This is a genomic window from Acetobacter sp. DmW_043 (genome assembly GCF_002153485.1).
Classification (GTDB): domain Bacteria; phylum Pseudomonadota; class Alphaproteobacteria; order Acetobacterales; family Acetobacteraceae; genus Acetobacter; species Acetobacter thailandicus.
In genome coordinates this window covers 39,513-58,599 of record NZ_JOMN01000008.1, presented here as the reverse complement: position 1 = coordinate 58,599, position 19,087 = coordinate 39,513, and the positions used below count along the sequence as shown (strand labels likewise).

The 19,087-nt window shown below is 49.2% G+C and carries 18 protein-coding genes, 1 tRNA gene and 1 pseudogene; 11 read left to right on the top strand and 9 right to left on the bottom strand.

Annotated elements, in window-relative coordinates; genetic code table 11:
* Nucleotides 1–2: 2 nt before the first annotated feature.
* The 7 genes from HK11_RS02520 to HK11_RS02490 form a co-directional block, all read right to left on the bottom strand.
* On the bottom strand, nt 3–647 hold the full coding sequence (locus tag HK11_RS02520; protein WP_086553770.1) for an urea amidolyase associated protein UAAP2: 645 nt from the start codon (nt 645–647) through the stop codon (nt 3–5).
* 14 nt (nt 648–661) lie between these two features.
* Nucleotides 662–1,465: an urea amidolyase associated protein UAAP1 gene (locus HK11_RS02515; RefSeq protein WP_086553769.1), complete on the bottom strand. Its 804-nt coding sequence runs from the start codon at nt 1,463–1,465 to the stop codon at nt 662–664.
* 37 nt (nt 1,466–1,502) lie between these two features.
* Complete coding sequence (nikR, locus tag HK11_RS02510) at nt 1,503–1,982, bottom strand: nickel-responsive transcriptional regulator NikR (RefSeq protein ID WP_086553768.1); 480 nt, start codon at nt 1,980–1,982, stop codon at nt 1,503–1,505.
* A gap of 11 nt (nt 1,983–1,993) precedes the next feature.
* Nucleotides 1,994–2,938 (bottom strand): ABC transporter ATP-binding protein, encoded by a 945-nt coding sequence (locus HK11_RS02505; protein ID WP_086553767.1) that lies wholly within the window; start codon nt 2,936–2,938, stop codon nt 1,994–1,996.
* Nucleotides 2,917–3,879, bottom strand: coding sequence for an ABC transporter permease (locus tag HK11_RS02500; protein WP_086553766.1), 963 nt, complete (start codon nt 3,877–3,879; stop codon nt 2,917–2,919). Before HK11_RS02500 ends, HK11_RS02505 begins: the two co-directional genes overlap by 22 nt.
* A 20-nt stretch (nt 3,880–3,899) precedes the next feature.
* Nucleotides 3,900–4,883 (bottom strand): ABC transporter substrate-binding protein, encoded by a 984-nt coding sequence (locus HK11_RS02495; protein WP_086553765.1) that lies wholly within the window; start codon nt 4,881–4,883, stop codon nt 3,900–3,902.
* Between the two features lie 296 nt (nt 4,884–5,179).
* Nucleotides 5,180–5,254, bottom strand: a tRNA-Gly gene (locus HK11_RS02490).
* A 167-nt stretch (nt 5,255–5,421) separates the two neighbouring features.
* Here HK11_RS02490 and HK11_RS02485 point away from each other — a divergent pair.
* The 9 genes and pseudogenes from HK11_RS02485 to ubiM all read left to right on the top strand — a co-directional run bounded on the left by HK11_RS02485 (nt 5,422) and on the right by ubiM (nt 13,733).
* Nucleotides 5,422–7,467, top strand: a complete 2,046-nt coding sequence (locus tag HK11_RS02485; RefSeq protein WP_086553764.1) for an NAD(+) synthase — start codon at nt 5,422–5,424, stop codon at nt 7,465–7,467.
* A gap of 121 nt (nt 7,468–7,588) precedes the next feature.
* A complete protein-coding gene (gene hisB / locus HK11_RS02480) occupies nt 7,589–8,185 on the top strand; it encodes an imidazoleglycerol-phosphate dehydratase HisB (RefSeq protein WP_086553763.1) in 597 nt (198 codons plus the stop codon).
* A gap of 84 nt (nt 8,186–8,269) precedes the next feature.
* Nucleotides 8,270–8,932 (top strand): imidazole glycerol phosphate synthase subunit HisH, encoded by a 663-nt coding sequence (gene hisH / locus HK11_RS02475; protein ID WP_086553762.1) that lies wholly within the window; start codon nt 8,270–8,272, stop codon nt 8,930–8,932.
* A pseudogene (gene hisA / locus HK11_RS02470) lies at nt 8,932–10,253 on the top strand (1-(5-phosphoribosyl)-5-[(5-phosphoribosylamino)methylideneamino]imidazole-4-carboxamide isomerase). The gene hisH and the pseudogene hisA overlap by 1 nt, the downstream one beginning before the upstream one ends.
* On the top strand, nt 10,247–11,035 hold the full coding sequence (gene hisF / locus HK11_RS02465; protein ID WP_086553761.1) for an imidazole glycerol phosphate synthase subunit HisF: 789 nt from the start codon (nt 10,247–10,249) through the stop codon (nt 11,033–11,035). Before hisA ends, hisF begins: the two are co-directional and overlap by 7 nt.
* Nucleotides 11,032–11,505, top strand: a complete 474-nt coding sequence (locus HK11_RS02460; protein ID WP_086553760.1) for a phosphoribosyl-ATP diphosphatase — start codon at nt 11,032–11,034, stop codon at nt 11,503–11,505. The genes hisF and HK11_RS02460 overlap by 4 nt, the downstream gene beginning before the upstream one ends.
* A 3-nt stretch (nt 11,506–11,508) precedes the next feature.
* Complete coding sequence (locus tag HK11_RS02455; protein ID WP_086553759.1) at nt 11,509–11,883, top strand: histidine triad nucleotide-binding protein; 375 nt, start codon at nt 11,509–11,511, stop codon at nt 11,881–11,883.
* A 45-nt stretch (nt 11,884–11,928) separates the two neighbouring features.
* A complete protein-coding gene (locus tag HK11_RS02450; RefSeq protein WP_086553758.1) occupies nt 11,929–12,525 on the top strand; it encodes a nitroreductase in 597 nt (198 codons plus the stop codon).
* A gap of 5 nt (nt 12,526–12,530) precedes the next feature.
* The gene (ubiM, locus tag HK11_RS02445) at nt 12,531–13,733 is read left to right on the top strand and encodes a 5-demethoxyubiquinol-8 5-hydroxylase UbiM (RefSeq protein WP_086553757.1); all 1,203 of its coding nucleotides are present in this window, start codon (nt 12,531–12,533) and stop codon (nt 13,731–13,733) included.
* A 124-nt stretch (nt 13,734–13,857) separates the two neighbouring features.
* Here the strand turns inward: ubiM and HK11_RS02440 are convergent, their stop codons facing one another.
* Nucleotides 13,858–14,769: a DNA/RNA non-specific endonuclease gene (locus HK11_RS02440; RefSeq protein WP_086553756.1), complete on the bottom strand. Its 912-nt coding sequence runs from the start codon at nt 14,767–14,769 to the stop codon at nt 13,858–13,860.
* Nucleotides 14,770–15,077: 308 nt separating this feature from the next.
* Here HK11_RS02440 and HK11_RS02435 point away from each other — a divergent pair, with 308 nt between their 5' ends.
* Together HK11_RS02435 and HK11_RS02430 are read left to right on the top strand one after the other, a co-directional pair.
* The gene (locus tag HK11_RS02435) at nt 15,078–16,532 is read left to right on the top strand and encodes a catalase (RefSeq protein WP_086553755.1); all 1,455 of its coding nucleotides are present in this window, start codon (nt 15,078–15,080) and stop codon (nt 16,530–16,532) included.
* Nucleotides 16,533–16,683: 151 nt separating this feature from the next.
* Nucleotides 16,684–17,022, top strand: coding sequence for a hypothetical protein (locus HK11_RS02430; RefSeq protein WP_086553864.1), 339 nt, complete (start codon nt 16,684–16,686; stop codon nt 17,020–17,022).
* A gap of 55 nt (nt 17,023–17,077) precedes the next feature.
* Here the strand turns inward: HK11_RS02430 and HK11_RS02425 are convergent, their stop codons facing one another.
* Nucleotides 17,078–19,057: a M61 family metallopeptidase gene (locus HK11_RS02425; RefSeq protein WP_086553754.1), complete on the bottom strand. Its 1,980-nt coding sequence runs from the start codon at nt 19,055–19,057 to the stop codon at nt 17,078–17,080.
* Nucleotides 19,058–19,087: the final 30 nt, after the last annotated feature.

Sequence of the window (19,087 nt, the reverse complement as noted above, 5' to 3'; positions counted from 1 at the left end):
CGTCAAAGAGAAACAGGATCGCCGATAACGACGCGAACCGGGGTCGGCACGAAGCCATTGCAGGGGTTATTTACCTGCGGGCAGTTGGAGATCACGACCAGTGTGTCCATCTCTGCGCGCAGATCGACATATCCACCCGGATCAGAAAGGCCATCGTCAATAACCAGCTCGCCATTTTGCAAAATGGGAACATTCATAAAAAAGTTAACGTTATTAACGATATCTCTTTTACTCATACCGTATTTTTCAACTTCAAGAAGGAAGTTCTCACGACAGGCATGCATATATTTCGTCTCATGCCCAAAACGCACGGTATTTGATTCACAGCTGCAGGCACCGGCCAGTGTGTCATGACGACCGCAGGTATCAGCCACAACAGTCATCAGTACATTACCTTCATTTGAATAAAGGCTGGTACCTGTACTGATATAAGCGGCACCCTGGTTTACCAGTGTATCCTGCGCACTGTAGCGCTCATGATAAGCATGGGCGTTATAAAAAAGTGCATCAACAGCCTGCTGACTTTCAAGATCTATAATCCGGATCACCTGACCTTTACGCACAACACCAGACCATGGTGTACGCGCAGGAATGACGTGATCGAGAACTACAGTTGAAAAAACTTTGCTGATTTCATGCTCTGTCATAGGTCTGACTCCGCTCAGGCAAACAGAATATCGGTATTGTCGAAACCACGGCGGGCTTCTTCACAGAAATTACGGCACAGATCATCTGCCGCTGGCTTCGGCGCCTGCCAGCGCACAGCTTCAACCGGACCAGGTGTGAAATCTGCATCAGGCGCAAATGGGTGCGGGCAGTTTGAAACTGCAACCAGCAGGTTCATTTCAGCGCGCAGATCAACATAATCACCGGGGTTTACATCACCCTCAACCCACTTAAAGCTTCCATCAGCCTGTGTACTGATATGCGAGAAAAACGTAATGCAGGAGGTCACATCATGCTGCGACATGCCGTATTTTCCGGCAGTGAGACGAAAATTATTACGCGTGTTACGCAGGGATGAAGAACCAAAATTACGCATATTGCTTTGTGGTGTACTGCCACCGGCCAGGGTGTCACTAAAACCACATGTATCAGCAATAACCGAAGCGAGAACCCGCCCCATATCAGAAAATAATACACGCCCTGTTGTCAGGCAGGTTGTCCATTGCAGCTTAATAGTATCACCCGCATTATAACGCTCACTTAGGTCATCGGCGTTCCACAAGGCAACTGAAACACCATTATTACCTGATGTATTCAGCAGCCGGAGAGCCTGACCACGCGGCAGAAACGTGCTCCAGTACCATCCACCCGGAATAGTCTCACGATGGAGAACATCTTCTTCTTTCATCTCAACAGGCGCTGCCGGAGCACGCACGCTGTTTTCTGTTTCAAGGGCCTGATCGCGCAGCTGATTATAACGCGCACGGTACCATTCTGGTGACTGTTGATCAATTTGCATAAAACTCTCCTGTATTATTCAGGGAAGATAAAAAATATCAGGGTTCTTCGACATTAAGTTCAAGCTCACGACCTGTTTCGTGAACGGGAGGAATAAGTGAAGCAATCAGGTGAAGGCGACCAGATATAACACCAGGCAATGTGATAAACTGATCAGCTATTTCCTGAAGTTTTTTTACTTTACCCTGAACGAGCAAAACTTCGAGTGTCTGACGACGAATGAGGTTAACATGCAGGGAACTAATAACCTCAGCCAGATTTTCATATTGCAGATCAGCCAGTCTCTGCGGAAGATTTGCAACCGTGTTATTATAAAAAAGAATGATAACACCAGCCGAAAGCTCATCACCGCTTTCCTGGCGACATGACATCAGCTCCTGATGCACAATATTCTGAATAGCCTGAGACCGGCTGGCATAACCTTTTGCCTCAACCATAGCATCCAGCTCACGCAGAATAACCGGCGACAGCGATACACTGATACGGCTGATTTGCTCTTTGGGTTCTTTGCCGCTCATTCCGGTCTCTCCTACTCTACTTTATCTGTCACAAGCGTGAGGAGGGGGAGATCAATTTTTACATCCTCGTCCTCTGCATTCTCATCTGGCACACCGAAAGAACGAATAAGTTCCTCAAGATGAGCTTTAGTTGCCAGAAACTCATCTGACGTCATCTGCTCTGCCCTGCGTGGCCGTGACAGAGGTACTTCTATAACCTCTTCAACCCGACCAGGGTTAGGTTTAAGAACAAGGATACGATCAGCAAGATAAATAGCTTCATCAAGATCATGCGTGATAAAGACTATTGTTATGTCAATTTTACGCCAGATCTCCATCAGATAATTCTGCATTTTTGTGCGGGTCTGGGCATCAAGAGCGCTAAAGGATTCATCCATCAGCAGCACACGAGGTGAAGCCGCAAGAGCACGCGCAATTGCAACTCTTTGCTGCATACCACCTGACAACTGATGCGGATAAGCCTTTGCAAACTGCTCCAGACCAATCATCTGTAACCATTGCAGTGCCTGGCGTTGGGCCTCAAGACGGCTGACACCAGCCATTTCGATACCAAACATGACGTTCTGACAAACATCCAGCCATGGAAAGAGTGTATATTTCTGAAAAACCATACCCCGGTCTGCACCTGGACCGTGTACCGACTTGCCATCCATCAGAATATGACCGCTTGTCGGATCTTCCAGGCCTGCCAGGATACGAATAAGGGTTGATTTTCCACATCCTGATGGCCCGACAACACAGACCAGTTCGCGGCGATGCACACCAAATTCTATATCATCAAGAGCTTTGACACGGGAACGTTTTTGCACAAACTCTTTTGTAACATGGTCAATTTTTAAAACATAATCTCGTTTTTTAATCTGTGCCATACGCTCTGCAACATCAGGCGGAAGATCACGATAATCAGGAAGGGTATGTTCTGCTTTATCAGTCATCAGCCATTCTCCCTTTTCCATGTAAACAGTTTACGACCGAGCAGACCCAGAACAATATCAGTTCCAAGGCCAACGACACCAATCAGGGCAATAGCAGCAAAAACATTGTCAAAATGCTGATAACGCGCCTGCTGTGTAATGAACCATGTAATGCCGGATGATGTACCAATCAGCTCAGCGACAATCAGATACGTCCAGGCCCACCCCAGCAAAATGCGCTGATCTTTATAAAGATCTGGCAAAATACCAGGAATAACAACACGAAATAATAAACGAAAACCTTTTGCACCCAGCGTACGTGATGCCTCAACCAGTGAGAAATCGAGCTGGCGTGTTGTATTGGCTATTACCAGAACCTGCTGGAACAATGTTCCGATTACAATGATGGCAATTTTCGGAGCATCATAAATACCCAGAATAGCAACGGCGAGAGCGCCAAAAGCCGGTGCCGGAAGATAACGAAAGAAATCGACAAATGGCTCAAGTAATCTGGAAAGAGCGGGAATTGCACCACAAAATACACCCAGAGGCACGCCGATCACTGACGAAATTAAAAATCCCCAGAAAATAATACGAATACTGTGCCAGAAAGCCTGAAGAATAGAGTGCTCTGCCCCGACAGAAGCTGTAGATGTAAAGGCATTAACAAAAGCTTTTAACACCTGCCCCGGTGAAGGCAGATAAACAGGATTAGATGCGACACCTTTTGGCACAGCCTGATGCTGATCCTGCATTTCTTTTACTGCACGGGAAAAATCGCTTTTATTCATCCGCATACCAGCTTCAAGATACTCCTCCCCTCCCGGGTCAGTAATCATGATCTGCGGATGCCAGACAAAAGGAAGATAGCTGACTGAACTCCAGATCAGCAAAGGCAGGAGAACTGCCAGAACACCAAATATCTGGCGAGATACCCGGTCAGTCCGGCCATATAGCCGCCATGAAGCCCTGAAGCTGTGCATGATGCTCTCCTGCCGCACTTTTATTTAACGGATGCCGTAAAAGACGGATTTATATAACTGTCAACATTCTGCGATTTTTTATAAACCCCCTGCTGAAGGTTAAATGTATTCGCAACTTCTGTTGATCCGTAGAGAGAGGAAAGCCCCTCTTTTTTTACAAAAACAGCTTTATTATCTGAGAGTGTCAGAAGGTGCGTACCATTAAGAAAATGCTTGTAGGCAACAGGCGTGACCCCTGCGAGATGTGACATAATACGCAAAGCATCGGGCTGCGTTTTGGGGCCCTGAATATACGTCACTACACGATCCCATACGCCGACAAGGCGCTGCCACTGCTCACGGTTATCGTGCACCGATTGCGGATCAACCACGATGGTATCGTAAATCAGCCCAGGCACCTGATGTGATGTAAAAACCGGGCGAGAGCCAGGCACAGCCCGCAGCGCCTGACCTGAGTTAGGCTGCCAGGCGACAACGGCAGCAACTTCACCAGAAGCCAGAACCTGAGGCATTTCGTTAGTTTTGGTATTAACCAGCTTCACATCTTTTTCAGACATGCCTGACTGTTCCAGCGCTTTAAGCAGCAAAAGATGATCGACCAGACCCTCCTCAACCGCAATCGACTTGCCTTTAAGCTCCTGCATGCTGGTAATGCCAGGCTGTGCAACAACCATATCGTTGCCATCGGAATAATCGGTCGCGAGAATCATCTCACCCTTATGGCCATTAGCCCCCATCATCAGGGCGTCACCATTTGTCGCCATAACAGCATCAAGCTTATGTGCAGCAAAAGCATCAAGCGAGGCACCATAATCAAACCACTGAAAATCAGCGTCAACCTTCGCCTCTTTCAGCCAGCCTTTATCAATAGCAATCTGCCAGGCGACCCAGCCTGGCCAGTCACTATAACCAACCTTGAGGGAAGCCGCAGAAACTGACGTGCAGGAAAGTGCCGCACAGATACCAGCGAACACGCTTTTGCGAAGAAGTGATGGCAGACGCATGAGAGCTCCAGTAATACGAATTTACAAAACCGTATTACTGATAGTGACCACAAAGGCCCGCTTCATGCAATTAAAATTATTCTAACTTCAGAATATTTCGAATTCGTTCTGTTATCTGTGCAAAAATTTAATGTGTTTTGAACAGGATGGACCAATTACGCCGCAGCATAAAAAAAATCATATCCAAACTCAGGAGAGGAGTCTGAAAACACAGCAATCTGTGATGAGGGGAAAAAACTCGACGAAAATTACAATCAAAACCCTCAAGGTTTAATTATATTTTTCGGAGAAAAGTCTGGAGCGGGCGATGGGATTCGAACCCACGACCCCAACCTTGGCAAGGTTGTGCTCTACCCCTGAGCTACGCCCGCATCAGACTGAGGACTATATATTCTGATGATGAAAATTACACAATAGGGTATTTTGCTTTTTTATAATTTTTTTTGAAAATTTTTTCCTGCCAGGCAGAACGACTATTCTGCCATAGCTCAGGCTCACTCCTGACGGCTCAAAATAAGAGGAAGGGCGCAAAACCATCATGCCAGATTCTGTTTTTTACGCACTATACCACCATGGATACGCCCGCGTTGCCGCCTGCACCCTTCCTGTCGCTCTGGCTGACCCTGCCACCAACAAAGAACGTATCCTTGAGGCTGCAAAAAACAGCGATGAGCAGGGATGCTCGCTCTGCGTTTTTCCTGAACTCAGCCTGACAGGCTATTCTCTTGATGACCTGCGCCAGCAGGAAGTACTTCTCACCGAGACAGAAACCGCACTGACTGAGCTCGCTGCAGCTACCATTGATCTGCTCCCCATGCTCATTGTCGGAGCCGCTCTGCGCCACGGTTCAGCCTTATGTAACTGTGCCGTGGTGCTGCATCGCGGAAAAATTCTCGGAGTAGTACCCAAAAGCTACCTGCCAAACTACAGAGAGTTTTATGAGGCCCGGCAGTTCACAGCCTGTGCACAGCTCCGCAACGAAACGATCCGCATAGGGAAATATGCGGTGCCTTTTGGCACAAACCTTTTATTTGAAGCTGCCGACATCGCACATTTCTGCGTCGCTATCGAAATCTGCGAGGATATGTGGGTCCCCGTCTCACCTGGTTCAGTCGCTGCACTGGCCGGAGCCACCATTCTCGCCAACCCCTCTGCCAGTGACATCACCGTTGGCAAAGCTGAAACCCGCAATCTTTTATGCCGCTCACAATCAGCCCGGTGCCTCTCTGCTTATATTTACGCCGCCGCCGGAGAGGGGGAATCCACGACAGATGTAGCCTGGGATGGGCAAATCTCTATTTTTGAAAATGGGCAGCTACTGGCAGAAAGCGAACGTTTTCCCTCTGGCAGTCGCGTTATCACTGCTGATATCGACCTCATGCTACTGGCTCAGGAGCGTATGCGCATGGGGTCATTCACCGCAAATGCCCGTGCTGTTGCTGGCGATACATCCGCCTGGCAGCGTATTACAAGCACCTTCACACCGCCGCTGACCAATCTGGGCCTGCGCCGCCCCCTTAACCGTTTTCCTTTCGTGCCCTCCGACCCACACCGCCTTGAACAGGACTGCTTTGAAGCTTTTACCATTCAGGTTTCGGCACTCAAACAACGCTTGCGCAACAGCGGCGTAAAAACCATGGTCATTGGCATATCGGGAGGGCTGGACTCGACCCAGGCACTGCTGACCGCTGTGCGCGCTGCCGATGAAATGGGCTGGCCCCGCACATCAGTGCTGGCCTACACCATGCCGGGCTTTGGTACGACTGATAAAACCCTGGCCAGCGCCAATATTTTAATGGAGACCCTGGGTACCACACACGAAGTTCTCGATATCCGGCCAGCAGCCTCTCTGATGCTGCGTGACATTGATCACCCCTTTGCAAAAGGCGAGGCTGTGCATGATGTCACTTTTGAAAATGTTCAGGCCGGCCTGCGCACAGACTTTTTATTCAGGCTGGCTAACAAACATAACGGGCTTGTGATCGGCACAGGAGACCTCTCTGAACTGGCTCTTGGCTGGTGTACTTATGGTGTCGGCGATCAGATGTCGCACTATAATGTGAATGCCGGCCTGCCCAAAACGCTTATTCAGCACCTCATCCGCTGGGCAATTACCTCAGGGTATTTTTCACAAACAGTTTCCCCGGTTCTGACCACAATTCTTAATACAGAAATCTCTCCCGAACTCATTCCCGCAACGAATGGAAAAATACAAAGCACAGAAGATACAATAGGCCCCTATGCTCTGCATGACTTCACCTTATTTTATATACTGCGCTATGGCCTGCCACCATCACGTATCGCCTTTATGGCCCTGCAGGCCTGGCAAAATGCAGAGGAAGACAGCTGGCCACCCGGCTTTCCTGATGCAGAGCGTAAGGCCTATGACCTTGTAACGATCAGACACTGGCTTGGTAAATTTCTTTACCGTTTTTTCACCACCAGTCAGTTTAAACGCTCAGCCATGCCCAACGGCCCCAAAATTATGGCCGGCGGCAGTCTCTCACCACGTGGCGACTGGCGCGCTCCCTCTGATGGCAACGCGAGACTCTGGCTCGATGAGCTTGAACGCAACGTGCCCTGAAAAAACCTGAAAAAGACTTAAGCCTGAAAAAGACTTAAGATAGATTTACCAAATTCTGAGCAGCAGGCATGGTAACGCATCATAGCGTGATGCTGCAGCTTAGGTTATACAGGACACCATTATGAAGACAGAACGTCAGGCCACAACCCATCGCGCAACCAGCGAGACAGATATTACGGTGACCCTGGATCTCGACGGATCAGGTAAAGCGAATATTGACACAGGCATTGGTTTTTTTGACCATATGCTGACAGCTCTTTCAAAACACAGCCTGATTGATCTGTCAGTTAAAGTGCAGGGAGACCTGCATATTGACGGGCACCATACCGTTGAAGACACCGGCATTGCCATAGGGCAGACCCTCAGACAGGCCCTGGGTGACAAACGCGGTGTTCGCCGGTTTGGTCACGCTCTTGTACCGCTTGATGAAGCTCTGTGTGAAGCGGTTGTTGATCTGTCCGGTCGCCCCTTCCTCGCTTTTGATGCAACCTTTGACCGTGACCGCATTGGCGAAATGGATACAGAACTGGTCGAAGAATTTTTTCGTGCATTCGCAATGTCTGGCCTGCTAACATTGCATCTCACACAAAAAGCCGGAAAAAACTGCCACCATATTGCTGAAGCCGGCTTTAAAGCACTGGCAAGGGCACTCCGCATGGCGGTAGAAGCAGACCCGCGCGCTCAGGATGCAATCCCCTCAACCAAGGGAAAGCTGTAAAGCGTCTGCAATTCCCCCAGGCTCCCTCCATCCCGGAGCTTTTTCTCCGCTGGCCCTCTGCAGGCCGAGAACGTACGAGGTCATATGCCCAACTCTCTCTCCGTTGCCGTAATTGATTATGACGGCGGCAATCTGGCTTCTGCTGCCCGCGCAGCAGAGCGGGCAGCAGAGCTTTCAGGTCTTACTGCTTCTGTTGAGATTACCAGCAACCCCGACGCGGTTCTCAAAGCTGATCGTATTATTCTGCCAGGTCAGGGGGCCTTTGCCGACTGCGCCCGGGGGCTTGCTGCACAACCAGGCCTGAAACAGGCCCTGCTTAAAGCTGTAAGTGAAGGAACACCGTTTCTGGGCATCTGTGTTGGCATGCAGCTCATGGCCGAGCAGGGACTTGAGCATGGCATAACCCCCGGCTTTGGATGGATCAAAGGTGAAGTCGCTCCTCTTGATGCACCAGGCCTGCGTCTTCCCCAGATGGGGTGGAACTCTCTCTCCTTCACTCGCCCACACCCGTTAACTGAACATCTGGGCAATGACCCGCACGGATATTTTGTGCACTCCTACGCCCTGCGCAACACATCTGCCGATACACTTCTGGCTACAACTGAGTATGGTGGTGCTGTGCCGGCTATAGTCTGTCACAAAAATATGGCAGGCACTCAGTTTCATGTTGAAAAAAGTCAGACTGTCGGCCTGCGTATTATAGCAAATTTTCTGTCCTGGCAGCCTGAGTCACCCCGGTGGGCCTGATGTCAAAAAAGAAAACAGTCAGTCGGATCCTGGAGTTTGAAGACGACGACCTGCAGGCACTATGCGAAGCAGTTAACGCCACAACAATTGATGGCGGAGGGCTTGGCTGGGTACGCCCTCAGGGCGCACAGGTGCTCGAGCGCTATTTTCAGGGGCTTCTGCTCGTACCTGAACGCATGCTTTTTGGCGTACGCCATGAAGAGGTTATTGTAGGCTCTGCCCAGCTTGTTCGCGAGCCTCGCAATAACGAAGCACAGGCCATGTGTGTTGCTCTGAAAAGTCTGTTTGTTGCCCCTTATGCCCGAAGGCAGGGACTTGGCCTGCAGTTGCTAAGTGCCGTTGAGCAGGCAGCACGCAGCATGGGTTATCGCGTCATCAATGCTGATGTACCCGAAACGCAGCGAGCCGCCATACAGCTCTTTATCCGTGCAGGTTTTGAGCACTGGGGCACACACCCTCATTATGCGCAGGTCGATGAGTGCCCGGTTCGCGGGTTATTCTTTTCAAAAAGACTCGACCTGACCTCCCTCCCTCTCCAGCAGCAGAAATAACACCAATGCCTCAGACTGATACCGCTCTTCGTCCTCTCACTCTGTATCCGGCCATTGACCTGAAAGACGGTGCCTGCGTTCGGCTACGTCGGGGTGAGATGGATGATGCAACCGTTTATTCTGATGACCCGGCTGCGCAGGCCCGTGCATGGTGTGATGCCGGATTTAAATGGCTGCATGCTGTTGACCTGAACGGTGCCTTCAGCGGCAAATCAGTTAACATCCCTGCCGTGCGCGCCATTCTTGAAAATACGACAGTACCGATGCAGCTGGGAGGAGGCCTGCGTGACATTCAGGCTATAGCCTCATGGCTTGAAGCCGGCATTACCCGCGTCATTCTGGGCTCAGTCGCAGTCAAAAACCCTGAACTGGTACGCGAAGCCTGTCGTCTCTTTCCTGGTCAGATTGTAGCCGGCATTGATGCACGCTCAGGCTTTGTTGCAACCGAGGGCTGGGCTGAAGTATCAGAAATGCAGGCCCGTGATCTGGCCCTGCGAATGCAGGATGCCGGTACAAGTGCCATTATCTTTACGGAAATCAGCCGTGATGGTATGCTCGAAGGCCTTGATCTGGAACAAACCGTCGAGCTGGCAAACACTGTGAGCATTCCGGTTATTGCCAGCGGTGGTGTTGGGTCAGTCGGGCATCTTGCCGCCTTACGCGAAGCCGCAGCACAGGCTCCTGGTATAGAAGGGGTGATTGTTGGCCGGGCCCTGTATGACGGCAGAGTGTCACCGCAGGAAGCACTTAGGGTACTTGGGTCATGCTGAAGCTGCGCGTTATTCCCTGCCTTGATGTTAAAAATGGCCGGGTTGTTAAGGGGGTTAACTTTGTCTCTCTGCGTGATGCAGGGGACCCGGTTGAGCAGGCTGTTGTTTACGATGCCGCCGGTGCCGATGAGCTGACCTTCCTCGATATTACGGCCAGCAATGAAAACCGTGATACTATCCTTGATGTCGTGACCCGCACAGCAAAACGCATTTTTTTACCTCTGACTGTGGGCGGAGGGGTCCGCACAACAGATGATATGCGTCGCCTTCTGCTGGCCGGTGCTGATAAATGCGCTATGAACTCAGCGGCGGTCTCACGCCCTGAACTGATTAACGAAGCCGCCAATAAGTTCGGTAGTCAGTGCACAGTTGTTGCTGTTGATGCCAGGCAGTCTGCACCGGGGAAGTGGGAGGTGTATACCCATGGAGGGCGCACGCCGACAGGACGCGATGTAACCGACTGGGTACGCGAAGTTGAAGAACGTGGTGCAGGCGAAATTCTGCTCACATCAATGGACAGAGACGGCACCCGTTCAGGTTTCGACCTGTCCTTACTGCGCTCTGTTACTCAGGCAGTTCGTCTGCCGGTTATTGCCTCAGGTGGCGTTGGCGAGCTTGAACATTTTGCCGAAGGCGCACACGCCGGGGCAACAGGTCTGCTCGCTGCCAGCGTATTTCATTTTGGGCAGTTCAGCATTTCTCAGGTTAAAACGGCACTGGCTGCAGCCGGTCTGCCGGTCAGACCTTCTCCCGCTCCATTTCAGGCAAGCCAATCGATATGATTAAGAAAGTCAGCACAAAAACGCCTCCTGTCACACAACAGGACAAAAAAGCAGCAGCGACATCACCTGCGAAGAAAAAGGTGACTGCGAAGCCAAAAGCTGTGCCCACGGTCACGGCTGAACAGCTGGCAGACGTGCATATTCTTGAACGTCTGTTTACACTAGTCAAAAGCCGGAAAGGGACAGACCCTTCCCTTAGTCACTCTGCCCGCCTGCTGTCTCGCGGGACCAGCAAAATCGCGCAGAAATTTGGCGAGGAAGCTGTTGAGTGCCTGATCGAAGCAGTAGCCGGTCGTAAAGATGAACTGATTAGTGAGAGTGCTGACGTACTCTACCATCTTATCGTCATGCTGGTAGACAGCGGCGTGCAGCTTAACGACATTTGGGCAGAACTGCATCGCCGGGAAGGAATCAGCGGCATTGCAGAAAAAGCATCACGTCCTAAAAAAAACCTTTCTAAAAAAGGATAAATAATGTCTGTCAGCGGCACCGGAACTTATGAGCCTGGCAATATTTTTGCCAGAATTTTACGAGGCGAAATTCCCTGCAATAAAGTCTTTGAAAATGACTATGTGCTCGCCTTTCATGACATCAGCCCGAAAGCGCCGGTGCACGTGCTGATAATTCCTAAAAAACCTTATGTCTCTTTTATTGATTTCAGCAAAACAGCATCCGCTGAAGAAATCGCTGCCATAATGCAGGCAACAGGGCACATTGCAGCCAGCCTTGATCTTGAAGAGGGTGGCTACAGGGTCATAACCAACGCAGGCCATAATGCCGGACAGGAAGTCCCGCATTTTCATCTGCATCTGATGGGCGGCAAAGCTCTCCCTGCTTTCCCTGGCTAATCGGCATAAAGTTTTCGCCTTATTGATCAGAAGGACCATAATAACATGACGCCAATGGAAATGCTCCTTAACCGTGCATCTCAGGACTCCCTTACTGCACCTGCACCATCTGCGTCAGAACTTTCAGACATTCTGGCGACAGCTATGCGCGCACCAGACCATGGTAAGCTCAGACCGTGGCGTTATGTTATCATTGAAGGCGAAGCCCGCCCGCTTGCTGCAGAGCGTATAGTAGCCAGCATGCTCCGTCTTGATGCTCATGCTCCTCAGGCAAAAATAGACAAACGTCGCGATCGTTTTTCAAATATGCCCATGATCATTGCTCTGGGTATGCATTTACGGCCTGATAATAAAATTCCTTTATGGGAACAGGAAATGACTGTCGCTGCGGGGGCTATGAACATCCTCAATGCACTTTCAGCAACAGGCTTTGGCGGCGTATGGGTCTCTGGTGATATCACGGAGGATCCCGTTCTCGCAGCCGAGATCGGTTTTGAAGCCCCCCATAAACTGGCAGGTTTTCTTTTTGTCGGCACACCAGCCGGGCAGAACACCCCCTCACCCCGTCGCCCTGACCCTGAGCAGTTCACCGCACGCTGGCTTGGCAGCCCTGTGACTTTTACTGCTGACAGTAAGGAGTAATCATTATGTCAGACAGCATACAAACTGATGTTGTCATAACAGGTGGTGGACCTGTCGGGCTGGCAACAGCTTTATCATTAGCTGATATTGGCCTGAAAAGTGTTGTGCTCGAACGGGCACCTCTCAGCGCATGGGAAGATCCGGCTTTTGACGGCCGGGAGATTGCTCTGACACACCACTCCGTCAATATTCTTAAAAAACTAAATGCCTGGAACCTTATTCCTGAAACAGCTATCTGCCCGCTTCGTGAGGCACGGGTTGAAACCGGTAAATTTCGTCACCCGCTTACCTTCACGACCAACGGACGGGGTGTCGATGCTCTGGGCTGGCTTGTTTCTAACCATGAGATCAAACGCGCCCTCTATACTGTAGCTGCCCGGCGACCAGAGATTACACTGATGCCTGGCGCGGCCGTAACGGCCATTAATCAGGGTGCTGACCACGCTACTATTTCGCACACCGGCGGAGAGATAAAAGCTCAGCTTGTTGTCGGAGCAGATGGTCGTTTTTCTGAAACACGCGAACGCTGCGGCATAGGTGCCATTGTGCACGATTTTAAGCGTGTGATGATGGTGTGTCGTATGTTTCACACCTCACCGCACCATAACATTGCAACACAATGGTTTGATGAGGGCCAGACCGTAGCACTCCTGCCTGTTAACGGAAGTGCATCATCACTTGTTCTGACATTACCTGAAGAGCAAATGCGCCAGCTTCTGGCTCTGCCACGTGATGACTTTAATGCTGCTGTTATGCAACGACTTGGAAACAGACTTGGTACGATGCGCCTGGTCAGCACACAGCATGTCTACCCGCTTAAAGGGGTTTATGCCCATCGTTTTGCCTCACGCCGCCTGGCACTGGTGGGCGATGCTTCAGTAGGTATGCACCCTATCACTGCTCATGGTTTTAACCTCGGCCTGAAGGGGCAGGAGACACTTGCGGATGCCGTCGCATGGAACCTGTCACTCTCAGCTGATGCCGGAGCCGCTGCGGGTTTAAGACGTTTTGAAAAAAATCACAGACTGGCAACGGCTTTTCTGTTTGCTGGTACAAATGGCCTCGCCTCTCTCTACACCCACGATGGAGCGCCATTCAAAAAAATTCGTGAAACCGGCATTAAGCTTGCGGACTCTTTCCCTCCTTTTAAAAGAGCCGTTACATCCCTGCTGATGGATCGTCATGCAGAAAATAAAAAATATACGTAAGTGAAAATAAATATCTAAATTTTACCGGGTTATAATGTGACTATGGCCTGAGCTTAACCCGGTAAAAATCTGCCAGCCTTCTTATTCCAGACTGACAATCCATATTTAATTTTTAAAGTTTATATCACCCACGTCCATAAGATTGCAGGGACTGTTTTAACGCCCGCCTTAGCTGACGCAAAACCCAGCGTGTTTCACGGCTGTTCCAGTTGAATCCTGGTTTTTCAGATTGTTTGTTACGTACCCGCCGGGCATAAGCATTAGTACCTGTTGCAGGCATAGCCATAACATGAGTTTTAACAGACTCTGGCAGAGAGGGGAAAACATCAATCCCGGCTCTTTGTTGTAACTGAGACAAAGAGATGAGCCGGCACTGCGGTGTATTGCTGTTTAAGCATAAATATACAGCCGCTCCATCCGCCACCGGGTCAAACACAGCTTTCCATAATGCAGAAGGAACCATCACGCCATCACGCCCGGTTCGTTTCTGTCCTGTTTGCGGAAACAGAACACCTGTCACAACATAAAGTTCACCATCCTGATATGTCAGCCCTCTGACAACACTTTCTATACCTGCCCAGGCGCCTCTGTTTAAAGCCGGCGCCTGTGGCACGATGTTAGAAAGGGCAAAAGATTCCTGCTGGGCTGCAATACCTGCAAAGTCACCGGATGGTGCAAGGTGCCCTCTGTCCCAGCCACTTTTCTCCCAGTCAGATAATTCTCCCCTCTGGCCATATGGCACCCGGGTATCAGGATAAAAAGAGCCTTCACGCTTTGTTCTGGAAGCCTGCTCAAGGTTTTCTTCCACCAGCCACTCCGCTGACCAGACAGGACCTCGTGTCATGGGTGAATTCAGTGTTGCATAAGCTTTATTACACAGGAGCTGCCCATGACTAAGTGCACCACTAACAGCCGGAACAAGCCCTTTATAAAACAATGCATAGCAACCCTCAGTTGCAAAAGCCTGTGTCGACATACCCCACAGGAACACAACACCGGACAGGAAAATTCCGCCTGTCCGCATCATAACTCTCATCTAACTTACCTTAAGGCAATCATAGTCAGCATCAGTGTGATGCCTGACTTTCGTTCTATGTCATTTTCTTACCTATACATGTGGTTGTATTTTCTTGCCAACTAAACCCATGCCCGCACTTTCAGCCGGGCCATGTAAGTAATCACACATTATGTCTCTGGATATTTAAAAAATGACATATATCAAAAAATATTTTCACGAAATAATAACAAATAAAATTTACTTTTTATGTTTTTCTTGATCTCAAAAAAAAACAAACCTACGCTTCATATGTTCTGAAACAACACATATTAAATAAGGTATTTTTCATGAGTAAACACTCAGATAAAATTCATACTACTGATTCAGGCATTCCCGTTTCCAACGACCAGTTTTCTCTTTCTGTCGGAAATGATGGTCCTATTCTGTTGCAGGATCATGTTCTGATCGAGCAAATGGCTGCATTTAACCGCGAGATGATCCCTGACCGCCAGCCACATGCAAAAGGAGGCGGGGCATTTGGTCACTTTACCGTCACTCACGATGTCAGCCGCTATACATCAGCAAAATTTTTACAAAAGGGCACAAAAACAGAAGTTGTAGCCCGCTTTTCAACAGTTGCGGGTGAGGGTGGCAGCCCGGACACCTGGCGTGACCCACGGGGTTTTTCTGTCAGATTTTATACAGAAGAAGGCAATTTCGATATGGTGGGTAACAATACCCCCATATTTTTCATTCGTGACCCGATCAAATTTCAGCACTTTATTCATTCACAAAAAAGACGTGTCGATAATGGTCTGAGAGACAACGACATGCAGTGGGATTTCTGGACACTGAATCCCGAAACAGCTCATCAGGTTGCCTGGCTCATGGGTGACAGGGGTATTCCCGCATCGTGGCGCCACATGGATGGTTTCTCCAGCCATACTTATATGTGGGTCAATGCAAAGGGAGAGCGCTTCTGGGTCAAATATCACTTCAAAACGGATCAGGGTATTAAATGCCTGACACAGGAGCAGGCAGACAGCCTTGCTGGCTCAGATGCAGATTATCACCGTCGTGACCTGTACCAGGCCATCAAACGTAAAGAGTATCCAGGCTGGACGCTCAAAATGCAAATCATGCCCTATGATGATGCAAAAAAATATCATATCAATCCGTTTGATCTTACAAAAGTATGGCCTCAGGGCGAATACCCCCTGATTGAAGTTGGCAAGCTTGTGCTTGATCGTAACCCGACTGATTTCTTTGCTGAAATCGAACAGGCTGCTTTTGAGCCAAATAACTTTGTACCTGGTACAGGTCTTTCACCTGATAAGATGTTGCTGGGCCGATCATTTGCTTATGCTGATGCTCACCGTGCGCGACTGGGGGGCAACTATAAACAAATCCCCGTCAATGCACCGAAATGCCCTGTTCATGGCTACAACAAAGGGGGGGCTATGCGCATCAATAATGCTCATGACCCGGTTTACACCCCTAACTCGAAAGGCGGGCCGGTGGCAGACGGGGTAAGGTTCCCTGAAAATGCTGTATGGAGTGCAGATGGCGAATTTGTGCGCTCAGCTTATACCCTGCGCCCGGATGATGATGATTACTCTCAGGCACGTGCGCTTGTAACAAAAGTCATGGACGATGCCGCGAGAGACCGTCTGGTCAGCAATGTGGTCGGACATCTGTCAAATGGCGTTGAGGAACCTGTTCTCTCAAGAGTTTTTGAATACTGGTCAAATATCGATAAAGATATTGGTCAGCGCATCAAAAACAAATTTACCAGCAAGTAAAAACTACAGCCGGAGAGATCATATCTCTCCGGTTTTTTCATATTTCCAGTCATTTTCTTTTTTAAAAGAAACGGCATAATACGACCATAAAGTCATGATATTCATGATTTATTGGTCATTGAGATAAGGATTGGAAATGATGAAACGTCATATGAAATTTCTGGCTGCGACAGCAACTCTTGCTCTGGCAACCAGCTCTGTCTCTTATGCAGAGCCTGGCGGTTGCCTGAAATATGGTACTGCTGGTGCCGTTGGTGGCCACATGGTTGGTCACGGTGTTCTTGGTGCTACCGGCGGATGTGTAACCGGAATGTACAAGCGACATGAATTTCGTAAAGAAGAAAAAGAAAAAGCTGCTGCTTATGACAAAGAGCACCCTGGTGCAAAAGGAACTTATGCACAAAAAGCTACAGCTTATGATGTCGAACACTCAACATCACCTGGAAAAATGGCACCTGATGCACCAGCAGCAAATGAGTCTTTACACTAATATACCCCACACCATCCGCCCTGCTTATGCAGGGCGGATAACACATACGACACTCTTACTGTTTTATATCTGATTTTTCAGGTTCAAGAGGTGAGAGAATTTCTTTAATTTCAGTGAGGTTTCCGGAAAGATAAGGGTAACGCAGCCCCTCATGATACGGTAATGAAACTGTATGAAAATTATCGCTGTCACGCAGCAGCAGTACAACTGGCTGACTATTTTTACCTTTAGCTTCTGTAATGGCTTCTTTAAGCACATCTTCACTATAGGCTTCGTTATTAACAGCGATAATCTGCTGATCACGGGTTATACCTGCATTCCAGGCCGGGCCATCCCACAGCACATTCGTCAGGATACCTTTTTTATTAACCTGAAAACCAAGAGAAAACCTGAAATCTGTTGTATGTCGTAATAAAGAATCAGATTTAATAAAATCAGTTGGCTTATCTGAAAAAGCTAATTTAGCACCTGTACGTGTTAAACCATCAAGAGGCGCCATTGGATTAATCTGATCAACCCGCTGATGCAGAAAAGCTGTCCAGTCATAAGGCTGTACACTATTCAGCGTGCTGGCAACTTCACTGATCCAGTATGTGCTGGGCATAACCCGCCCGTTATTCGTACCAAAGAAATCTCCGGCAAAATTATTGAGCGATTTTTCACCATGAGACAGCTTGCGGATCAGTGTATCGACATCAAGCCATATCAGCTGCCCTTCTGAATAATAATCCTCACTACGTTGCCAGTTCCTCCATGACAGAGGTGCACGCTGCGCAATAATCGGGTCATTCGTCGTATCAATAAGCGGGCGCCATTTACGACCTGCCTGAGCACTGTAGGTTGCCGCAACATCAGCTATAGCTTCTTCTGTCTGTGGCACAGTCATAAGACCTGAACGGGCAGCCAGAACATAACCCCAGTATTGAGTCTGCCCTTCATAAACCCACAACCCGCTTCCACGCTGTGGCGTGTTAAAGTTTGCAGCCCACAAGTCAGCCGGACGACGATATTTACCATTCCATGAATGAGTAAATTCATGCGCCAGAAGATCACGTGCTGCAGCAGTTTCATCCCATTTTGTAAAATAACCCAGCGGACCACTATTCTCACTGGATTCATGATGTTCCAGACCAATGCGCCCCAGATGCTCGGTCAGAGCAAGCAAAAAGTCATAATGCTTATAATGATGAGAACGGAACAGCAGCGTTGCCTGTCTGACCAGCTCTTTATGACGAGCAATCTGGTCATGAGTGGCGTTCAGATATTGCGGTTTATCAGCCATCACATTAAGTGTGACAGGCACCTGGTCACCTTGTGTCAGGTCAAACTTACGGAAGTATTTCCCTGCAAAAATGGGGGAGTCCACCAGCGTGTTAAACATAACTGATTTAAAGGTAACTGTATTACCTTTTTGCGGGCCATCAGCACGCAAAGCCGTACCATATTGCCAGCCTTCAGGAAGAATAACCTGGGATACAACCGGTATTTGCCGTGTATAATAACCAGCAGGATAAAGGGAAACAGCTGACCATTGTATATTTTCCATCACATCCGTCATCACAACGCGTCCCTCATCAGGAGAGACCGGTGAAAGAAGCTGATATGACACATTCAGTTCACGCGTACCGGCAGGAACTGTAATATGAAAAGCACTTACTTCAACTGTATCACGATGCCACGGCAGAACCTCTTTACCAGAGCGCACTTCTAATCCACCCACCTGGTCAATCGTGCCGGAAGGAGAGTGATCACCTGGCAGCCACATAGGGTAAAGCAGAATAAAATCACCACCTTTTTGAGACAGTTCAGGCGGGAGAGTAACAACTTCTTTTATACTCATGATACGACGGCTTAAATCAGTCGCGTCAACGCTGATCTGCATTTTGCCTGGGTAGGGGATATCTTGAGGCTGAGGGAGAGGGGAGGGGACGGGCACCTGCTGTGGCGCAGCTGTTTGTGCCTGTGCAGCTACTGCACACAAATCCAGTCCTAAAAAAACAGAGCAGAGCAAGGCTGCCCGATGGTATAGTTTCATCTGATATTTCCTATTAGATTTGTCTCTATA

Excerpts from the sequence above, each read along its gene's own strand:
- HK11_RS02520 (WP_086553770.1), bottom strand. The coding sequence starts at position 647 with ATGACAGAGCATGAAATCAGCAAAGTTTTTTCAACTGTAGTTCTCGAT.
- HK11_RS02515 (WP_086553769.1), bottom strand. The coding sequence starts at position 1,465 with ATGCAAATTGATCAACAGTCACCAGAATGGTACCGTGCGCGTTATAAT.
- nikR (WP_086553768.1), bottom strand. The coding sequence starts at position 1,982 with ATGAGCGGCAAAGAACCCAAAGAGCAAATCAGCCGTATCAGTGTATCG.
- HK11_RS02505 (WP_086553767.1), bottom strand. The coding sequence starts at position 2,938 with ATGGAAAAGGGAGAATGGCTGATGACTGATAAAGCAGAACATACCCTT.
- HK11_RS02500 (WP_086553766.1), bottom strand. The coding sequence starts at position 3,879 with ATGCACAGCTTCAGGGCTTCATGGCGGCTATATGGCCGGACTGACCGG.
- HK11_RS02495 (WP_086553765.1), bottom strand. The coding sequence starts at position 4,883 with ATGCGTCTGCCATCACTTCTTCGCAAAAGCGTGTTCGCTGGTATCTGT.
- HK11_RS02485 (WP_086553764.1), top strand. The coding sequence starts at position 5,422 with ATGCCAGATTCTGTTTTTTACGCACTATACCACCATGGATACGCCCGC.
- hisB (WP_086553763.1), top strand. The coding sequence starts at position 7,589 with ATGAAGACAGAACGTCAGGCCACAACCCATCGCGCAACCAGCGAGACA.
- hisH (WP_086553762.1), top strand. The coding sequence starts at position 8,270 with ATGCCCAACTCTCTCTCCGTTGCCGTAATTGATTATGACGGCGGCAAT.
- hisF (WP_086553761.1), top strand. The coding sequence starts at position 10,247 with ATGCTGAAGCTGCGCGTTATTCCCTGCCTTGATGTTAAAAATGGCCGG.
- HK11_RS02460 (WP_086553760.1), top strand. The coding sequence starts at position 11,032 with ATGATTAAGAAAGTCAGCACAAAAACGCCTCCTGTCACACAACAGGAC.
- HK11_RS02455 (WP_086553759.1), top strand. The coding sequence starts at position 11,509 with ATGTCTGTCAGCGGCACCGGAACTTATGAGCCTGGCAATATTTTTGCC.
- HK11_RS02450 (WP_086553758.1), top strand. The coding sequence starts at position 11,929 with ATGACGCCAATGGAAATGCTCCTTAACCGTGCATCTCAGGACTCCCTT.
- ubiM (WP_086553757.1), top strand. The coding sequence starts at position 12,531 with ATGTCAGACAGCATACAAACTGATGTTGTCATAACAGGTGGTGGACCT.
- HK11_RS02440 (WP_086553756.1), bottom strand. The coding sequence starts at position 14,769 with ATGAGAGTTATGATGCGGACAGGCGGAATTTTCCTGTCCGGTGTTGTG.
- HK11_RS02435 (WP_086553755.1), top strand. The coding sequence starts at position 15,078 with ATGAGTAAACACTCAGATAAAATTCATACTACTGATTCAGGCATTCCC.
- HK11_RS02430 (WP_086553864.1), top strand. The coding sequence starts at position 16,684 with ATGAAATTTCTGGCTGCGACAGCAACTCTTGCTCTGGCAACCAGCTCT.
- HK11_RS02425 (WP_086553754.1), bottom strand. The coding sequence starts at position 19,057 with ATGAAACTATACCATCGGGCAGCCTTGCTCTGCTCTGTTTTTTTAGGA.